Origin of the sequence: Pararobbsia alpina (assembly GCF_965118125.1) — a bacterium.
GTDB classification, from domain to species: Bacteria; Pseudomonadota; Gammaproteobacteria; order Burkholderiales; family Burkholderiaceae; genus Pararobbsia; species Pararobbsia alpina_A.
Genome location: NZ_OZ221288.1, coordinates 2,764,655 through 2,783,675, shown reverse-complemented (window position 1 = coordinate 2,783,675; position 19,021 = coordinate 2,764,655). Strand labels below are relative to the sequence as shown.

17 protein-coding genes are annotated in these 19,021 nt (G+C 61.6%); 6 read left to right on the top strand and 11 right to left on the bottom strand.

The genetic code is table 11. The features are described from left to right. Positions 1–304 precede the first annotated feature (304 nt). The gene (locus ACMFWR_RS30390) at positions 305–628 is read right to left on the bottom strand and encodes a hypothetical protein (RefSeq protein ID WP_413196091.1); all 324 of its coding nucleotides are present in this window, start codon (positions 626–628) and stop codon (positions 305–307) included. A gap of 297 nt (positions 629–925) precedes the next feature. Between ACMFWR_RS30390 and ACMFWR_RS30385 the strand changes: the two genes are divergently transcribed. Beyond that, positions 926–1,615, top strand: coding sequence for a haloacid dehalogenase type II (locus ACMFWR_RS30385; protein WP_413196090.1), 690 nt, complete (start codon positions 926–928; stop codon positions 1,613–1,615). 8 nt (positions 1,616–1,623) lie between these two features. Here ACMFWR_RS30385 and ACMFWR_RS30380 read toward each other — a convergent pair whose 3' ends face one another. The 6 genes from ACMFWR_RS30380 to ACMFWR_RS30355 form a co-directional block, all read right to left on the bottom strand. Further along, positions 1,624–3,675 (bottom strand): FUSC family protein, encoded by a 2,052-nt coding sequence (locus tag ACMFWR_RS30380; protein ID WP_413196089.1) that lies wholly within the window; start codon positions 3,673–3,675, stop codon positions 1,624–1,626. A 311-nt stretch (positions 3,676–3,986) separates the two neighbouring features. Further along, positions 3,987–4,577, bottom strand: coding sequence for an alpha-ketoglutarate-dependent dioxygenase AlkB family protein (locus ACMFWR_RS30375; RefSeq protein WP_413196088.1), 591 nt, complete (start codon positions 4,575–4,577; stop codon positions 3,987–3,989). Continuing rightward, entirely contained in the window at positions 4,561–4,959 is a 399-nt protein-coding gene (locus tag ACMFWR_RS30370) for a DUF2471 family protein (protein WP_413196087.1), read from the bottom strand. The genes ACMFWR_RS30375 and ACMFWR_RS30370 overlap by 17 nt, the downstream gene beginning before the upstream one ends. A 157-nt stretch (positions 4,960–5,116) precedes the next feature. Further along, complete coding sequence (locus ACMFWR_RS30365) at positions 5,117–5,320, bottom strand: cold-shock protein (RefSeq protein WP_413196086.1); 204 nt, start codon at positions 5,318–5,320, stop codon at positions 5,117–5,119. A 429-nt stretch (positions 5,321–5,749) separates the two neighbouring features. After that, entirely contained in the window at positions 5,750–6,451 is a 702-nt protein-coding gene (locus ACMFWR_RS30360; RefSeq protein WP_413196085.1) for a dienelactone hydrolase family protein, read from the bottom strand. Positions 6,452–6,463: 12 nt separating this feature from the next. Then, positions 6,464–6,874 (bottom strand): hypothetical protein, encoded by a 411-nt coding sequence (locus tag ACMFWR_RS30355; RefSeq protein ID WP_413196084.1) that lies wholly within the window; start codon positions 6,872–6,874, stop codon positions 6,464–6,466. Positions 6,875–6,942: 68 nt separating this feature from the next. On the opposite strand from ACMFWR_RS30355, the gene ACMFWR_RS30350 reads away from it, so the two are divergent. Then, complete coding sequence (locus tag ACMFWR_RS30350) at positions 6,943–7,290, top strand: BON domain-containing protein (RefSeq protein WP_413196083.1); 348 nt, start codon at positions 6,943–6,945, stop codon at positions 7,288–7,290. Here the strand turns inward: ACMFWR_RS30350 and ACMFWR_RS30345 are convergent. Then, entirely contained in the window at positions 7,287–7,880 is a 594-nt protein-coding gene (locus tag ACMFWR_RS30345; RefSeq protein WP_413196082.1) for a DUF3455 domain-containing protein, read from the bottom strand. The two genes, ACMFWR_RS30350 and ACMFWR_RS30345, sit on opposite strands and share 4 nt — an antisense overlap. Before the next feature lie 375 nt (positions 7,881–8,255). On the opposite strand from ACMFWR_RS30345, the gene ACMFWR_RS30340 reads away from it, so the two are divergent. Continuing rightward, positions 8,256–9,659, top strand: a complete 1,404-nt coding sequence (locus ACMFWR_RS30340) for a chloride channel protein (RefSeq protein ID WP_413196081.1) — start codon at positions 8,256–8,258, stop codon at positions 9,657–9,659. A gap of 164 nt (positions 9,660–9,823) precedes the next feature. Here ACMFWR_RS30340 and ACMFWR_RS30335 read toward each other — a convergent pair whose 3' ends face one another. Then, a complete protein-coding gene (locus ACMFWR_RS30335; protein WP_413196080.1) occupies positions 9,824–10,978 on the bottom strand; it encodes a porin in 1,155 nt (384 codons plus the stop codon). A 747-nt stretch (positions 10,979–11,725) separates the two neighbouring features. Between ACMFWR_RS30335 and ACMFWR_RS30330 the strand changes: the two genes are divergently transcribed. Together ACMFWR_RS30330 and ACMFWR_RS30325 are read left to right on the top strand one after the other, a co-directional pair. Next, the gene (locus tag ACMFWR_RS30330; RefSeq protein ID WP_413196079.1) at positions 11,726–12,046 is read left to right on the top strand and encodes a hypothetical protein; all 321 of its coding nucleotides are present in this window, start codon (positions 11,726–11,728) and stop codon (positions 12,044–12,046) included. 198 nt (positions 12,047–12,244) lie between these two features. Beyond that, complete coding sequence (locus ACMFWR_RS30325; RefSeq protein ID WP_413196078.1) at positions 12,245–13,267, top strand: 2-dehydropantoate 2-reductase; 1,023 nt, start codon at positions 12,245–12,247, stop codon at positions 13,265–13,267. 190 nt (positions 13,268–13,457) lie between these two features. Here ACMFWR_RS30325 and ACMFWR_RS30320 read toward each other — a convergent pair whose 3' ends face one another. Then, positions 13,458–14,771 carry a GDSL-type esterase/lipase family protein gene (locus ACMFWR_RS30320; RefSeq protein ID WP_413196077.1) on the bottom strand — a complete coding sequence of 438 codons (1,314 nt, stop codon included), beginning with the start codon at positions 14,769–14,771 and terminating at the stop codon, positions 13,458–13,460. Positions 14,772–15,319: 548 nt separating this feature from the next. Here ACMFWR_RS30320 and ACMFWR_RS30315 point away from each other — a divergent pair. Beyond that, positions 15,320–18,466, top strand: a complete 3,147-nt coding sequence (locus tag ACMFWR_RS30315) for a transglycosylase domain-containing protein (protein ID WP_413196076.1) — start codon at positions 15,320–15,322, stop codon at positions 18,464–18,466. 111 nt (positions 18,467–18,577) lie between these two features. On the opposite strand, the gene ACMFWR_RS30310 is transcribed toward ACMFWR_RS30315, so the two are convergent. Further along, positions 18,578–18,988 carry a DUF2000 family protein gene (locus ACMFWR_RS30310; protein WP_413196075.1) on the bottom strand — a complete coding sequence of 137 codons (411 nt, stop codon included), beginning with the start codon at positions 18,986–18,988 and terminating at the stop codon, positions 18,578–18,580. Positions 18,989–19,021 lie beyond the last annotated feature (33 nt).

Here is a 19,021-nt window from a genome sequence, read left to right as displayed (position 1 = left end):
TTCGCGGCACGCGCAGAACCAGGGCTACCTGGCGCATTGCGCAAAAAAAGAGGGCCGCTCAGAGCGGCCCTTTTAACACCATGCGCACCAACACGTGCGCACCACACACTCACTGCACACTCAACACTCGGAACACTCGGAACACTCGGAACACTCGGAACATTCGGTCAACATCGACCCTCGGTCAATCCGGGTCAAACAACGATCCGGAGTGGAAACTCGATCAACACTTGAACGAGCCTGAATGACACCGGGTCGACATCGAATCACATCCTGTCCAACATCCTGCCCCGGCTAAGGCTCATTAACGATGGTCGCCGTGCCAGCCACGATCACCGTGCCAGCCGCGGTCACCATGCCAACCGTGGTCTTCATGCCATTCGTGACGACGCCATTGCTCGCGACGCCATCCGTCGTCGTGGTAGTACCCGCCGCGATAGTCCACCGCGACAGCCGGGCCATATGCAGGACCATAAGCCGGCGCCGGCGCCGGCGCATAGACCACCGGGGGCGCCGGCGTGTAGACCGGCACGCCGATACCCAGCGACACATCGACGTGTGCCATCGCGGCACTCGATGCCACAAGGGCCGCTGCACCCATCACACCAGCAATAATCAGCTTCTTCATGTTCGGCCTCCGTTGGACCTGGTAAGTCGATTGCGTTGAGTTCACTGTATTCGCCTCACGCACACACAGGTGAAACCTTATTGAGAGAAACGTAACGCCACATTACGGTGCCGAAAGGTTTCGAAGAAGCCCTCTAAAGCGGCCCTGCACGCAGATCAGAGAGGGTTCTGCGAGTGTCCGGGTCACTACGACGCAAGGCGCCGCATGCACGATCGATGTCCAATGCCCGTGCGGCCGCCACCGGGCAACGCGTGTAACATGAAGTCACAACTCAAACGGGATTCGACGGAGCGAGACATGCCTTCAGCCGAAAAGCGCGCACGCGTACTGGTCTTCGACGTCAACGAAACGCTGCTCGACATCACGGTGCTCGAACCGTTGTTTACGCGCGTATTCGGCCACGCCGGCGTGATGCGGCAATGGTTCGCCGAGCTGGTGCTCTACTCGCAGACCATCACGCTCAGCGGTCAATACATGACATTCGCCGAGATCGGATCGGGTGTGCTGACGATGCTCTCTTCGATTCACGCCGTCCCGGTGCACGCGCAAGATCGCGAAGAACTCGTCGATACGCTGCGTCACCTGCCTGCTCACGAAGACGTCGAACCCGCCCTCGCCTCACTCACTGATGCAGGTTTTCGGCTCGCGACGCTCACGAACTCCGCGCCCAGCGCAGGACGCAGTCCGCTCGATAACGCCGGGCTGTCGCACTGGTTCGAGAAACAGTTTTCTGTCGATGAGGTCCGGCGATTCAAGCCTGCACCGCAGACCTATGGACTCGTCGCGCAAGGGCTCGGCATCGAGATGAGCCAGATCCGGCTGATCGCGGCACACCCGTGGGACACGCTCGGTGCGCAAGCCGCGGGATGTGTATCGGCATTGGTTACGCGCACGGGCAACGCGGTGCTGCCGGTCGGACCGCAATCCGACGTCGTGGGACCCGACCTTCCCTCGGTTGCGGCCCGTATTATCGACGTGGACCGCTGACCGTCGGCTCAATTCACCGCAAGACTGTCACGCTCATCGCGAGCGCCGCTCGCGTATTGCTCGACGACGGCGGCCAGTAACTCGACCTGGTGAACCGCATCCGACGCCACGGACGACGGCGACGACGCCGTCAGAACGGGCAGTGCTTGCGGCCGCCGACCGCCTTCGATCGCATCGACCAGCACCTCGCGGCTTGCGGCAATCCACGCCGACACATCTGATTCCGTTTGACCTTGAGCCGCCCGCAGTCGCGCCCGCGCAGCCGTGCCCGCCGCACGCCGGCATAGCGCCAGCGCAGTGAGCGCGATCCAATGCGCGCCCGAATGATTGAGCGTCTCCAGCCGCGCACGTTGCAGCGACGCCTCTGCCTGATTGCTCGCGAGTCCGGCTGCGCGCCGCAGCGGCTCCATTTCGGCAGCATCGCGCGCACCCTCGCTTAACGCCTGAGCGAGATACTCAAGGTTCGCGCCAAGCGCCGACGCGAATCGCTCGCGGAAATCATCGGGCTCGCGCGTTGGCCACAACAAAAAGGTCGCCGCAAAGGCGATCACGCATCCCAGCACGTTGTTCGTCAATCGCTCGACGGCGTACACCAGTTCATGAGAGCCCGGCGTCGCAAAGCCGGCGACGAGCACAAACGCCGGCGTCAGAAACATGACGAACAGACTGTAGCTGACCGGCCTCAGCGCCATCGTTGCGACGACCAACGGAAACACTGCGATCGATACGACGACGGGCGAGTGAATCAACAAACCGATCACCGCGGCAATCAAGCCGCCGATCACGCTGCCCGCCGCACGCTCGAGACTCCGCGGCCAGGTCGTTGCGATGGACGGTTGGAGAATCAGGAGAATCGCCATCGTCGCCCAATAGCCGGATGACAGATGCAGCGCACGCACGACAAGAAAACCGAGGGTCGTCGCGACACCGACGCGCGCCGCGTGACGCAGACTCATGGAATTCCATGTGAGGTTGGCGCGCCAGGCCGTGTGCGCTCGCGCGAGCGACTCCTTGATGGCTTCGACAAACGGCTTGCGTTCTGTGATCGCGCTCTCGAGTTCGACAGGCGGCAATGCGCCGACGGCGCCAAACGGCTCGCCGAGTTCGCGCTCGAGCAGCACCGCCAGCCGAACGAAGCGATCGTGCTGGCTCGCAGGCCGCATCTGCGACGCCGATGCGGCTTCCTTGCCGCTCGCGAGCAAGACCGCTTCGAGCGAGATCAGCGTGCGCACCACGCGCGCTCTCGCACGTAGCGTCGCATGCTGACGTTCGCAGGCGTCGCTCACGCCGATCAGAAACGCAAACACATGTTCGGCATCGGCCAATGCGATCAACAAGTTGGCATGGATATCGCGCAGGTCGGAACGCGTCGGCCCCACCCGCTCGATCGCAGCGCGGGCCTCTTCGAGTGCAGCACGTACCTCGCTGCGATAGTGCGCGAGATGATGGGTCCAGTCGCCGAAGTCCGCATGCTCGCGCTCGAGCAATCGTGCGCAATCGCGACACATATCGGCAAGCCGCTGAAACGCCCGCTCGATCGCTTTACGGCTCGGTTCAAAAGGATGGATCCGCCAGAACAGCAGACTCAGCGCCGTCGCGCAGACGCACCCCAGCAAATAGATGGCGCCCAGGCGTGCGGCGTCTTCGAAGTGATGCGCAGGCTTGTCGACCATCACGACGCAGGCGGTCGCGGACAGGATCGTCACTTGGGCGACCGCGGGGCCCCACACCCGTCCGATCGCGCCACCGGCCGCGAAAACAAATACCGCCAGCGCGGCGGTCGCGACACCGAGGCCCGATGAGAGCGCGGCCAGTGCGCCCCAGATCGTCGACAGCACGGCGAAGCCGGCCATCGATGCAAAGCGCATGCGGTTCGATCCGGCCGCATCGGCGAGACACGTCCAGAACGCGCCGATCGCCGCCCACGCGAAATCGGGCCGATGCAGCACGTCGCCGATCACCAGCATGCTGGTTGCTGCACAGGCTGCGCGCAACCCTTCCGACAGGCTGGTATCGGCCAAGGCGAACGTCGTCATCCAGACAGGACGATGGCGCGTCATCGCATCGCCTGCATGTAGCGCGGCGCGCTGCAAGCGACGCCTGCTTCGAAACGAGGACAACAAGTCTTGCAGGGCGCGAGGCAAACGAAACATCGGACAGTGGGTCGGCTCGGTCAAACGAGCATGGTAGCCGCAAAACAAGCGGATCCAAAAACGCATGACCGGACGGCTCGCACCCAATGGCCACGCGAATAGGTCGAGGCATGAGCGACGTCAAATGCCTCTGGCACTTCGGCCGCAAGCAAGCGCCCGCAAGTGTCGGGCTGCAAGCGTGGGCCGTAGGGCGCCGCCCTCATCCACGTCGATCGCTGCTATGACCGTGGCGTGATCACGCGGAACGTCAGGTTGATCCGCTCGCCTTCGATCTTCGGTGCCTTGGGCACGCGATGCCGCCAGTCGAGCTGCGTGCGTCCACGCATCACGAGCAGGCTGCCATGCGTGAGTTCGAGCGTATGCACCACGCGCGTCTTGACGTGCTGAAGCTGGAACGTGCGCGCCACGCCGAGGCTAACCGATGCGATCACCGGCTCGCGGCCCAGCTCCGGCTCCTTGTCCGAATGCCAGCCCATGCTGTCGGCACCGGTGCGATAGCGATTGAGCAGCACGCTGTTGAAACGCACGCCGCACGTCGCTTCGGCCGCCGCCTTGAGTTCGCCTACGGCCTTCGTCCAGGACTCCGGCTCGTTCCGGATGCCCGAATACACATAGACGGCATCCGGCTCGCCCTGCCACGCGGTCAGACGCGGAAACGGCATCATTCCGCCAGGCGTGCGCATTGAATCCTGCTTCCATGCCACTTCATCCACGAGCAGCGCCTGCAGCGCAGTCGCCCTCTCGGGCGTCAGCCAGGCCGGATACCAGTCGATATCGGGTTTCGCGATGTCGTCAAAAAGGTCGAACATAGTGAGTCGAAGGGACCGGAACCGATCGCGCGCCGTCGATGCGTGCCTGGCTCCAGGCTGCCGTGTTGCGCCCGGTGACACCATACGCCTCGAGCGCAAACCAGAAAATCAGCGGCGTGGTCGTCGCGTCATCGAGGCGCACGGGCGCATCGGACTGCGGATAGTCAGCTTCAGGCGGCCGCGAAAACAGCGCGAGCAACTCCGCGCCATGCCGGCTCGCCAGACCGAGATCCGACAGTGCCTCTTCTTCGATCAGATGAAGCAGCCGCCACGTGAGCGGCAAACCGCGCCGCGCATAGCGCCCGGCAATATCGCGCACGACACGGCGGACGTCGTCCGCAGCGCGGTCGAACGCGCGGTCAAGGTATTCGCTATCGATCATGATGTGCCCAGCCAGAGTCCGGCCCGGCGCCGAACGGCACCGGACAAATACTGTATGTTTATACAGTATAGGCGCCTTCCGGCAAAACGCACACCCCGAAAAACAAAACCCCGGCCGAGGCCGGGGTTTTGCGCATTCTGGTCAGAGGACCGCGGGTTCAGGCCGGCTTGATGTTAGCGGCTTGCTTACCCTTGGGGCCCGCCTTCGTTTCGAAGGTGACCTTCTGGTTTTCCTGCAACGACTTGAAGCCGTCGACACGGACTTCAGAAAAGTGGGCGAACAGGTCTTCACCACCGCCATCAGGCGTAATGAAGCCGTAGCCCTTCGCGTCGTTGAACCACTTGACAGTACCGGTTTCCATCTCTTGTTTCCATAACAGGGTGACTGGCGCGATCGATGTCACGGGGGTGACGCCCTGACGAGTCCGCGATGCACCGCAATGAATGCGGCCCGCATACACTTTTCCGTCAGAAGGTGATCGGCCGGCAAACTTTATAGCAAACCCAAATGGGTGGGTCAAATCAGGACAATCCCGTGTCGCCGACTCCCGACGCGACGCTGTGTCGCACTGCAATTCCGCGTATTTCGTGCAACAGCGTGTCAAGTGCTTCGGCGCAAGCGCTATAGACTCGACCTTCGTATAGGCCTTCAAACAAGGCACTTTGACGCGAAATGTAATCGCCGGCATAGCGCACCGGCTTATACAGAGTCGCGCGTACTTGTTTGTCCTTACGCCATCCTGACTCGCGCAAACGATGGCGCGGCAAGATGGCGCAAAACGATGGTGCGTTTACTCGCGTTCGAGAAACGCGAGCGTATGCCCATGCGCCAGCGCGGCGGCATGACGGTTGTACGAAGCGCGGTGCGAACAATTGAAGCCGTGGTCGGCGCCTTCATACACATGAAACTCGCTATTGGCGCGACCGGCGAACTTGGCCTTGATCGCATCAACCGCGGATTGCGGAATATGCGCGTCGAGTGCGCCGAAATGAAACTGGATGGGCACCGTGATCTTGTCGGCCGTGTCGAGGTCGTTGTGAATGCCGCCGCCGTAGTACGCCACCGCTTTGTCGACAGCGCCCGTCGCGGCCGTTTTGTAGGCCAGGCGACCACCAAGGCAATAGCCGATGGTCGCGAGCCAGCTCCCTTCTTGCGTCATGCCACGCAAGACCTTGGCCGTCGCGACAATATCGTTGACCGCAAGTGCCGGGTCGCACGCCTGCATCAGTTCCATCGCGCGCTTGCGGTCATCGCCGTCGTACGTCAGGTTCACGCGCGGCTCGCTGCGCCAGAACAAATCGGGCGCCAGCACCACATAGCCATCGGCCGCGTATTGATCGGCCACCGCACGGATATGGTCATTGACGCCGAAGATTTCCTGAATCAGCACGATGCCCGGGCCCGAGCGTTCGCCATGACGCGGCAACGCAAGATAAGCGCCGAACGTACCGTCGGCGGCCTGAATGTCGATCCACTTCGATTGAGTATTCATGGAAGGTCTGTGTCACGTTGAGGAAATAATGACCGTGCGTGCAGAGTCGAGGAGGACACTGCGAATGGCGCTGCGTGCAGCTCTGGGTGTTGCGTTGCCATGCACGGCGAGAAACATCGTGTTGAAAGGCGCGTTGGCTTGATCTGGATCATGACGTTGCGGCGATGATGCCACCAACCGCGCCACCGCGTGCAATCCCTTCGCATCCGGCCCGGACACATATCGGTGAGCCCTGAAAATACGGGCTATGGCGCGCTTTCGCCGCATGCGATCTCGCATGAACGACATCGAGACCCTTCGAAAAGAAGGATATATGGCGCCGCCATGAACATTCACAAAGACCAGTCTAGAATGCCCTTGCACGAAACCGCGGATGTTGGGGATATCCGCGCGATCGCGACGATGCGAAGTCACCTGGGTCATGCCGGTTGCACACAGGGTCAGCGGGCGGGTGGTCTGCGCTTTATATCGCTGTCTATTGAGGAGTCGAAATGAAATTCACCCAGCTTCTTGTCATTGCAAGCAGTGCCGTCGCTTTGAGCATCGGATCGGCCAGCGTCTACGCGCAAGCGAGCGACGCAGCGCCGGCTGCAGCCGCTCCTGCGACATCGAGCAAGGCAGCCAATCGCGCACTCGGCCGTGCAGTCAAGCGCGCGCTCACGAAGAACAAGCAAATCGACGCCAGCAACATCTACGTGCGCGCACGCGACGGCGCGATTCGCCTGACGGGCTTTGTGCCGGAAAATGCGCAGATCCAGATCGCGGGTGATGTCACTCAAGGCGTCAACGGCGTCTCGTCGGTCGACAACAAGCTGACGGTTCGCCGCCCCGGCCACTAACCTTCAGTACGACGCGTTGCCGGCACCGCGCCGGCACGCGTCTGCGGTTCATAGAAATAGTAGTCGGCCGAATACGGCACACGCGCAATCCGGCCCGCAGACGATGCGTTGCACGGCATCGACGGCACCACCCCACCCGACGTATGCAGGCGCTGCACATAGCGCACTTGTCCGAATACCCCCTGATTCACGATCGGCTTTGCTTCGAGCAGCAACCACGGAATTGCGCCCTTCGACGGACTGTCGACATGCGCCTTCACCGTGCCGACGATCTTGCTGCCATCCTTGGCTTCCCACGTCGGTCCGCCGTAGTGAATACCGATGCGATGACGGTCTTCTGCAAAGAGCGTCGCTTCCGGTGACATGAAGACCCAGCCGTACTGCTGTGGATCCGTGGTTGACGCCGCGCAACGATAGTTCTGGACGCCGACGCCCAGCGCCTGAAACGCAAGCGTCTGATGGGCTGGCACCACGAGTTCCTGCGGAACGTCGGTCGGGTCTGCGCCCGAATCGGCGTAGGCGCTGCCGAGGCCTGCGACGGCCGATGCGGCCACGATGCATGACGTCACGACGTGCTTTGAGACCTTCATTTGCGGCTCCCTGATCCTGTTGACGCGTTCAATTGTTAACAACGATGTCGATGACTGGCTACGGCGCGTGTCACGCGCCCGCTGCGCCCGAGCGAACAGTTCTCGGCAAACCTGGCAACGCGGCTTGCTTCCAGGACCGCTGCGTCGTCCGCTGCCCGGCACTCTCGAACCCGGCCACTCAGACCGCACCCGTGCGTGCGCGCGACAGGCACATATCGCTGACAAAACACCTGACGTGGCATCCCTATTCGCCTGCTCACAAAAAATAATAGGTACGGATTAAATTCACTATATTCATCAATCCATTTTATATATGAATTTGACGTAGTCCATCGACAGGAACAGTATGGCGCCATCGTGAGCCACGAGACCGCCATGAACACCGCCGCCACCTCCGCCCGCCCCGTCCCCGCCATCACGGACACGACCGGCGCATCCGCGACGGGAACCGCCCATGCCGCGCAAAAGGGTGGCTACGGCGTCGGGCCAAGCCCAATTTCCCGACTCGTCTGGGTGACCGTATTGACCGGCGTCGGCGCAGGCATCGGCGGCATGGCGCTCGCATTGCTGCTGCATGCGATTCAACACCTGGCCTACGGCTACAGCCTCGATCGACTCATCGGTGGTCCGAGTTTCTATGCGGGCGTCAGTGCATCATCGCCTGAACGACGCGTTGCCGTGCTCGCCGCATGCGGGCTTGTTGCCGGTCTCGGCTGGTATGCGGTCTATCGTTTCGCCAAGCCGCTCGTCAGCATCAAGAAGGCCATCGGCGCCAACGATCCGCGCATGCCGGTCGTCGCGACAGTCTCCCATGCACTGCTTCAGATCGTGACCGTTGCGCTCGGTTCTCCGCTGGGTCGTGAAGTCGCGCCGCGCGAAATCGGTTCGACGTTCGCGGGCTGGTTGTCGTGGCGTGCGGGATTGTCGGTCGAGGAAAGCCGTGTGATGGTCGCATGCGGCGCGGGCGCGGGCCTCGCTGCCGTCTACAACGTGCCGCTCGGCGGCGCCGTGTTCGTGCTCGAAGTCTTGCTCGGCACTTTCAGCCTGCCCGTTCTTATCCCGGCCTTAGCGACCTCGGTCATTGCCGCGCTCGTCGCATGGATCGGCCTGGGCGACGAATCGCAATACACGGTGCCGCACTTCGCGCTCAATGCCAGCCTCGTCACGTGGTCGGTTATCGCGGGCCCTGCGTTTGGTGTCGCGGCGTTCGGCTTTAGTCAGATCACGCAACATGCACGCAAACACGCAGCGCGAGGCTGGGCCTTGCCGGTCCTGTCCGTGATCAATTTCGCAGCGATCGGCATGCTCGCGATCTACCTGCCGCAATTGCTCGGCAACGGCAAGACACCCGCACAGCTTGGCTTCGACAGCATGATTGGAATCGGACTCGCGGCCGTGTTGCTCGTGATGAAAGTCGCGATCACCGTGAGCTCGCTGCGAGCCGGCGCCGAAGGCGGTCTGCTGACCCCCGGCTTGTCGAACGGCGCATTGCTTGCGATCGTGCTCGGCGGTCTCTGGACACTGGTCTGGCCCGGCACGCCACTCGGCGCATTCGCGATCATCGGCGCGACGGCCTTTCTGGCTTCGTCGATGAACATGCCGATCACCGCCATCGTGCTGATGTCGGAATTCACGCACATCGATCACGACTTCCTCGTGCCGATGTTGCTTGCAGTTGCAGGGTCGGTCGCAGTGAACCGTCTCTGTGCAAACTGGCTCAAGCAACGTCAGGGCACACGCAGCAACGGCTCCATCGCGCAGTCCGTCGTCGCCGGATAGGCTGGCGCATCGATTCGTATTCGATGACTGCAAAGAAAAACGCCACAACGCTGCTGGGGAAGCGTTGTGGCGGTATGCGACGGCCACCGGAGGTGCGGCCGTCGTTGTATTGCGTCTTTTAACTGCTTGTCGGACTACAGGGTACAGCGGAGACGATCTGCTGCTTAGAACGCGGTCATGATGCCGGCGAAGACGCCGGTCATGCTGTGGCCGTAGTCGGGGTTGTTCGCACCGGCACCGCTCGTCGTGTTGTTGGCGCCGTTGTAGTTATTCGGGCCCCACGAGTCGTTGCCGAGGTCGATGTTCGACGTCGAGCTGTTATGCAGGTAAGCGGCTTCCGTGTACAGGAACGTGCGCTTCGACAAGTTGTACGTCGCTGCGAGCGTGTACATCGTCGCGTTACCGTTACCGTGGTTCACGTTCGTGTGGTACACAGCGCCCGTGATCGTGGCAGCCGGCGTGACCTGCCATGCCGCACCGCCCCACTCGTGGTCAGCCGACGTCGGAGCCGACACGCCACCCGGCAGGTTCGCTGCGCTCACTGCGTCCGTACCGAACACCGATGCGTCCGACGCTTGCGGTGCGTTCAAGTGTTGGTAACCTGCCCACAACTTGACCGGACCGAGCGTGTACGTACCGCCGCCCATGATCGAGCGCGATGCCGCATACAGATTGTTGAAGTTGCCTTGCGTGCTGCGCAGTTCGTCATAAATCACGCGAACTTCGAGCGGGCCCGTTGCGTAGATCGCTTCGATCGCATCGCTACGGCCTTGACCTGCGGGCAGAACACCCGAGTTCCAGTTCGTGTTGTTCGACAGGTCGTATTGACCCTTCAACGTCAGACCGAACCACTTCGGCGACGTGTACTCGAAGCCGTTGGCGATGCCCGGCCAGTTACGACCGTGCGTCAGCGTCGAGATGGCGTAACGCTGCATCAGCTGCGGGTCGAGTGCCCAGCTATCTTGCTGGAGTTCGCCTGCGCCGAGGTTACCGAGCTTGAACGTACCGTAGTTCTCGTTCGTCAGACCAACCGTTGCGTGACGACCGAACAGAGCACCCGACGAAGTGCCGTTCTGCGTGTTGAGCTGGCCTTCCAATTGGAAGATCACGGCGGTACCGCCACCGATGTCTTCGCTGCCTTGCATACCGAACCACGAGCAGCCCCAGTCGCCGCTTTCGGCAGCGATCTTGTGACCTTGCGGCGAACCGTTTTCGTACTGGATACCGTTATCGATACGGCCGTACAACGTGACGCTGCTTTGCGCTTGCGCTGCTGCGGCGATAGCCAGCAGCGAGGTAGTCAGAACAACCTTTTTCATTACGTCTCCTCGGTCAGTAAAAACGCGGGTGGGTGGGTCCGCGAACGACGGCGCCCCAGTCCGTCGTGCTTCCGTAGATGTGAAATACCCGCTTCACATTTCGGCGCAATTTTAAGAGCCTGTTTTTGATGCGGATTCCCCAAAACGCGTTAGGGAAAACGTTAGGGATACGTTGTGTTGCAGATTGATGAAGGTTGATGTACCGAAGCGATCTAGTCAGGCCAATATGACCAGATTCAAGACTCATCCATATAAAACAATGACTTACACCACGCTTAAAATAAACGTCATAACCATAAGCAGGTGTTTGTAAATAATGAACTGGTTAAGAATAAATTTGCTCGGGCAATCATATACAGGTTAGCTTTTTTATTAGGCAGATCGGGCGTTGTGTCGATGCGACGCCTGTTTGAACCTAAATCGGCCGATTTTTAGCCGATTTACTGGTTAACCCTTGCAAGCGCTTGCATAAAAAGATCGGCCCTCAGAAGGCCATGCGGGGTCTGCATGTGAGGCGGTAACAGTTATGCGCGGCGGGCATCCGGCGAGGTCCGCGAGCGTCCCCAACGCATGCCGGGCAGCGACGCTGCCCGATTTGACGCTTTGTCAGTCAATCGCAAGTGATGAACGAAGCCACTCCTTCTATTCAGAAGATCGGCGTCGGGGCGCCCGACGCATAGTTCGATTCAGCCGGTTCCGCGTTCCGGCAGCCTCCCCCGAACCCATCCTCTGAAAGGGATTGCTCCCATGCGTATTCACAACACGTACACATCTCAGCAGAACACGTCGACGTCGAATTCCTCGAGCTCGTCGAGCCTGACGGGCCAGTCGGCATTCGCCCAGGTGCTCGCCAAGCTCAACACTTTCGTGGACGGCAGCCCGTCCGACCAGATGCGCGCCGAAGTACTTGCTCAGCTTGGCTACACGGAAGACCAGCTCAAGGCCATGTCGCCGAAAGACCGCGAAGCCGCGGAAAAGAAGATTGCCGAGCGCGAGAAGCAGCTCACGCAACAGCAGGTGCAGCAGGCCGAGCAGAAGGCAAGCGGCTCGGCAGGGCTGGCGATCTGATCACGTCGATCGACCGCATCAAACGATCACGGCCGCGAACAGGTCGGGCCGCAAGCGATCGCTGAGTGCCGTGACGAAGCCTGACTTGATCGCAGGCGTCCGCGCCCGCGGCTTGACGAGCCCGTCCGTTGCGCTCGGCCGCGACGTCCGCCTGCCGTTAGACTTCAGGCTTGCACCCCACAGGCCTGAGAGCACCCCATGAAAGTCTGTATATATGGCGCCGGCGCGATCGGCGGCTGGATCGGCGTACGCCTCGCGAAGGCGGGTCATGACGTGAGCGTCGTGGCCCGCGGCGCCACACTCGACGCCATCGGCGAGAACGGTCTCCAGCTCATCGAAGCCGGCGAGACCCATACTGTTCAAGTCAGTGCGTCGGACCATCCGTCCGATATCGGCGTCCAGGACCTCGTCGTGATCGCCGTCAAGGCGCCCGCCATGGCATCAGTCGCCGATGGCATCGCGCCCCTCGTCGGGCCCGGCACCCGGATCCTGACTGCGATGAACGGCGTGCCCTGGTGGTTCTGTGCGGGCCTCGGTGGCACATTCGCGACCCACCGCCTTGCGTCCGTCGATCCCGACGGGGCCATTACTGCCGCGCTGCCCGCTTCCCAGGTCATCGGCTGCGTCGTGCATGCGAGCTGCCTGCTCGCCGCGCCCGGCGTCGTTCAGCATCACCAGGGCAATCGCCTGATCGTCGGCAACGCGTCGGCGCAGCCCGCGTCATCCGGTGCCGGCCCCGGCTCCGGCTCCGGCGCAAGCGATGACGCGGCCACGGACGTGCAGGCCCTGCTCGCCGAAGCCGGCTTTGCCGCGGAGCGATCGGACTTTATCCAGCGGGATGTCTGGTACAAGCTCTGGGGCAATATGACGATGAACCCCATCAGCGCGATCACCGGCGCGACGACCGACCGGATCCTGAACGACGACCTCGTTCGCGCATTCGTGACGAGCGTCATGCTCGAGGCCAAGGAGATCGGCGCGCGCATGGGTATTCCGATCGATCAGCAACCGTCGGACCGGCACGCGACGACGCTCAAGCTCGGCGCCATGGAAACGTCGATGCTGCAGGACGTCAAGGCGCGGCGAGCAGTCGAGCTCGACGCACTCGTGGGCGCCGTGCGTGAGCTCGGTGCGATGTCCGGCGTGCCCACGCCGTTCACCGATGCGCTGATGGGTCTCGCGCGATTGCAGGCGAGGACGTTGGGACTCTATCCCGCCTAGACCGGCATGAAGCGGCGCCACGGCCGCCCGCGACCGGGCGGAAGAGCGACCGGCAAGGATGGACGCGACCTACGAAGGGGCGACCCGCAAAGCATGACCCGATAGAGACAGGCTCGCAAAAAAAAGCCGGCAAGAGCGCTCCCTTGCCGGCCTCTCGACGAAGGCGCGTCAGCGCCTCACGTACCCTTCCTTACGGCCTGGCCGCTGTCACGTGCGCACGCAATATCGCGTCGACATCGATCTCCCGCGCCATGGCTTCGTAACCCGCATCGCTCGGGTGCAGGTGGTCGCCGCTGTCGAACTCGGCCTTCATGCGGCTTGGATCCGACGGATCGCGTGTCGCGTCGTCGAAATCGATCACGCCATCGAATGCATGGCTCGTGCGGATCCACTCATTGACCTTCAGACGTTCGCCCTCGCCCGCAGCCGTGCCGTAATCAGACTTATAGGTCTCGTTCGAACCCATGAACGGCACCAGCGTTCCGCCGAAGATCGGCACACCTGTCGCATGCGCTTGCGCGATCAATTGCTGCATCGCGCCGATAACGTCGGCCGCCTTGGCCGACTTGTCGCCGATATCGTTGATCCCTTCGAGCAACACGACCGCTTTCAGATTGGGCTGCGTCCAGACGTCGCGTGCCGCTCGCGCTGCCGCGGCGACACCGAACATCTGCAGATCGCGATTCGTCAGCAGCTCGTTACCGGCAATGCCCGCGTTCGACACCGCGAACGTCGGGCCCTTGCGTTTCACCATCTCGCGCGCAACGTCGTCAGGGAAACGCAGGTTCTTGTCCGTCGTCGACTTGTAGCCATCGGTGATCGAGTCGCCGAGGAACACCACGGTGCCTTCCACATTGCGCGGCGCGTCGACATCGACGCCGGAGACGAACATCCAGCAACTGACCGGACGTGAGTACGCGGTGGCCGCGCCGTCGGCCGCCTGGTTGCCATCGGCGAGATAACTCGTCGCAGTAGCAAGGAAGTGCTGTGTGGCGGGACCCGTCTTCGCCGGCACGAAGATATTCACCGCGAGCGAACTCAGCGCGTGCACAGGCAGCGCCACCGCATCGCTGATGGCTTCCCCGCCTGCGGGCACGACGATGGATCCGGCACCCGCGAACGTCACTGTGCGTGGCGTGATGGACGTCGAGGCGTCTGTCCCGCCCGAGGGTGCCACAGTGACCTGCCCGACCTTCAGCGGCGTCGTACCGCCCGCATTCGACACCTTGATCCGGATACGCTGACCGCCCGCGCTCAGATAGACGACATTGCGGATCGTCTGGTTCTCGAGGCCCACATCCGACGGACATGATTTCGTATCGAATGTCGCACCCGTGGTCGGGCTGCCTTGCCACGCATTGACCCAATGTCCCTGCGCGGCACTGTGAGGCGTCGAGCTCGTTTGAGCCGGCGTCGCTGCATTCGCCACGGAAACCGTCGCGAATGCACCGGCGAGCACCAGCGTGGATAACAGCGGGAAACGGCATGCTGTCCGTTGATCCATGTCCCCTCCTTTATTAGTGGAGGGGCAAGTATCGAACGAACTCGAATTTGTCAGATTTATGAATTTGACTATGGCGATTCCGAATATTTGCGGGTGACCAGAACGCGATGACCAGATCGCGACGCCACTCAACCTCGCGCGATCTATAAAAGAGCACCCGCGCAAACAATAAAACAACGGTCGACGCGCATTTGCGTACCCGGGCGCCACCTTAGGCTTTCCTTAACCGCACAGGGTGACGACATTCCGCACTGCAACAGCCATTCCAGCCGATCCGAGGCCGATAAAAAGCCTCCAGAACTTCCGCGAATCGCTAGTGATTTCAATCCCGCGGAATCGCTTAACCGCGAGGAATATTTCGCACTCGCTAACGCCGTCCTTGCGCCCCGCTGGGAAACGCTCAGCTAGCAGAGATATTCATTGCAAGCAAGCCCGTAATCGGGGCCTTTTGTGCCGCTATTTCTCGCGTATCAACCACTAGCGCCCGAACTACACTTAAGTAACAAAAGAGGTAACCGATTTTTAGGGATCGGCGGGGAGATTTCGAGATGAATCGGCAGTTAGTGCGTATACCGCAACTTCGTACGTTCAGTACGGTTCCGGTATGGAAGTGGATCAAATGGGGTCTGCTGGTCGGCTTTTTAGTTGTGCTGGCCATTGTGGCCAAGCTTTGCCAGATCGAAATAGAAACATCGCGCTGGCAAGCACACTATTTGTCCGAGCTCACTCGGGATATTGCGTTCAAGGTTGAACCCGGGCCGAGCCCGCATATCCGGTTTCCGGCCGACGCGCCTTATGACTCGCGGCTCGGTTATGCGCAGTTACCTTCATTCCAGAAGCGGCTCCTCGCACAAGGATTTGTCGTCCAGTCACAGGGACGCAGTTCCGAGCGCATGCTGCAGCTCGCCGACAAGGGTTTGTTCCTGCCGTATGCCGAGAAGGATCAGGCCGGCCTGAAACTCTTCGACGCGACCGGGGCTCCGCTGTTCAGCATGATCTACCCGCATCGCACGTATTCAGGCTTCGATGCGATCCCGCCTGTCGTCGTCAATTCGCTGCTGTTTATTGAGGATCGCTATCTGCTCGATCCCGACCAGCCGAACCGCAATCCGGCGATCGACTGGGGACGCTTCAGCCGCGCGCTCGCCGACCAGGGGCTGCGCGTGATCAATCATCGTCAGGCGACCCCGGGTGGCAGCACACTTGCCACGCAGATCGAGAAATTCCGGCATTCGCCCGACGGCCGCACCGCCAAGCCCACCGAAAAGCTTCGCCAGATCGCATCGGCCTCGGTACGCGCCTATCTGAACGGGCCGCAGACAATGCCTGCGCGCCGCCAGATCGTCGTGCACTACCTCAACTCCGTGCCACTCGCCGCGCGGGCCCACGTCGGTGAAGTCACCGGCCTCGGCGACGGCATGGCCGCCTGGTACGGACGCGACTTCGAAGAAATCAATCGCCTGCTGATGGCGCCCACGACGCCGGACAACGTCAAGGACCAGGGGCTGGCCTTCCGTCAGGCGCTGTCGCTGCTGATCGCGCAGCGCGCGCCGTCGTACTTCCTGCGTAGCGGCTACGCTGAACTTCAGCGCATGGCCGATAGCTATCTGCGTCTGCTTGCCGGCGCCGGCGTCATCTCGCCTGCGCTCCGCGATGCGGCGATTTCCGCCCACCTCACTCTCGCAAACGCGCCCGACTCCGATACGGTTTCCGAGTACCTGACTCGGAAGGCCGTGACCTCGATGCGTTCGCATCTGATCAGCGTGCTCGACGTCCCGGGCGTCTATCAGCTCGACCGGCTCGACCTGAGCGCCACGACGACGCTTGACAACACCGTTCAACAGGCCGTCAGCGCCAAGCTCGCCGCGGCGTCGACCAAGGACGGTGCCAAGGCGTTCGGCATGTATGGTTTTGAAATGCTGGGCGCAAACGACGATCCTTCGAATATCGCCTTCAGCTTCACGCTTTACGAGCACCGGGGCGATTCGAACCTGCTGCGCGTACAGACCGACAGCGTCAACGAACCGTTCGACATCAATCAGGGCGCGCGGCTGAATCTGGGCTCGACGGCCAAGCTGCGTACGCTGACTACGTACCTGCAGATCGTCGAGGAACTGCATAACAAGTACGCTGACCTGAGTGCTGCCGAGCTCAAGCGTGTTCAGCCCGACCCGTCGGATGCGTTGACGAAGTGGGCCGTCGACTATCTGTCGCAGACCGAAGACCACTCGTTGCAGGCGATGCTCAACGAGGCAGTCGAGCGCAAGTATTCGGCGAACCCGGGTGAAGTGTTCTTCACAGGCGGCGGCGAGCAGACTTTCACGAACTTCGACAAGGACGACAACGGCCGCATCCTGACCGTCCACGTCGCGTTCCAGAACTCCGTCAACCTTGTGTTCGTGCGCCTGATGCGCGATATCGTTCACTACGAAACGATCAAGGCCGCCGGGCCTTCGGATCAGTGGCTCGAGGACCCGGCGATTCGCAACAAATACCTGACGAAGTTTGCCGATCAGGAAAGCCAGGTCTTTCTCAAGCGCTTTTACGACAAGTACGGCACGCTGAAAGCGGACGAGGTGCTCGATCAGATGCTGCATGGCGTGCACAAGTCGCCGGCAAAGATCGCCACGGTGCTGCGCAGCGTCGCGCCGGATGAATCGCAGTCGTGGTTCAACACCGAGATGCGTGAGCAGCTCAAGGGCACGCCGGCCGGTACCTCGTTGTCGGACGATCAGCTCGAGACGCTGTACGACAAGTACGGCATCGATCGATTCAACATTAACGACCGCGCCTATATCTCCGGCGTGCACCCGTTGGCGCTGTGGCTGGCGAACTACCTGCGCGCGCATCCCGGCGCCCAGTACGACGAACTGAAGAAAGCCAGCCACGACGTACGCATCCTCACCTATTCGTGGCTCTTCAAGCCGCGCTTGCATGCGGTGCAGGATCGCCGGATCAAACGGATGATCGAGCTCAATGCGTATGAGGCCATCGACCAGTCGTGGCAGGCGCTTGGCTATCCGTTCGACGATCTGACGCCATCGTACGCGGCCGCGGTCGGCGCCTCGGGTGACCGCCCTGCGGCGCTGGCGCAGCTGATCGGGATCATCGCGAACAATGGCGAATCGACGCCGACCGAAAGCCTGACGAAGCTCGACTTTGCGGTTGGCACGCCGTACGAGACGCATTTCGTGCGTGCGAAGTCGGAGCCCAAGGCCCTGCTCTCGCCGGAGATCACCAACGTCGAGAAGGTGTTGCTGTGCGACGTCGTCCAGAACGGCACCGGCAAGCGCCTTGCGGCTGGCATGGTGTTGCCCGACGGCACCGTGCTGCCGGTGTACGGCAAGACCGGAACGGGCGACCAGCGCTTCAATGTCTACGGTTCAGGTGCCCGTCTGATTGAATCGCGCAAGGTCAACCGTAGCGCCACGTTCGTGTTCGCGCTCGGCGACCACTTCTACGGTGCGCTGAGCGCAAACGTCCACGAACCGTACGCCGCGAAGTACGACTTCACTAGCGCGATGGCTGTCCAGCTGCTCAAGTCGATGGCGCCGGATCTGCAACCGCTGCTGACGCAGAAGGACGAGGCGTCGAAGACCGCCGTAAAAAGCGCAGCAAGCGCGTTAAGCACGGCGTCCGGTTTCGACAAGACAACGAAGACCAACGATTGGGAAGCGGTCGCGGACTTCAACTAAGCGTTGAGGGCGCCCGCGCCCTACGTAGGAAAGAGCCGTTCCGCTTCCGTTCCCCGAAGTCCCATGTTGCGTATCACGTGGGACTTTTCCATTCGGGTCCGACAACGCGCTTTACGGATGCAACGGCAATCCCTTGATGGCTTTGTCGATGGATTTTTTGGGGCCCCGCAAGGCGATGCCGACGAGGTCCGGGGCGCCGGCGGGCTCGGCGATAAAGGCGGCGCGATTGTCGTCGTCGTTGCCGGTTTCGAACATCGCCTTGACGAACACGGACATCGTCAACTCACGCTGATGCGCTTGCTCGAACGCGCGTTGCAGACCCGACGCATCGGCGCTGTGAATGCGGATTGGCTGGATCAGTAACGCCGAATAGTGGCGTCCGCTGGCATCTTCGTAGGGTTTGCCGATCGCGTCCGGCGCAGATGCCGCGACGCCGGTCGCAAGAAACGCCGCCACATTGAGCTTTTGCCAGGAGGCCAGATCCTCGCGCACGACGATCGCGACCTTCGTATCGAATTCCATCTCTGAGTTCCGGTAATCGAGGTATTCCTCGGA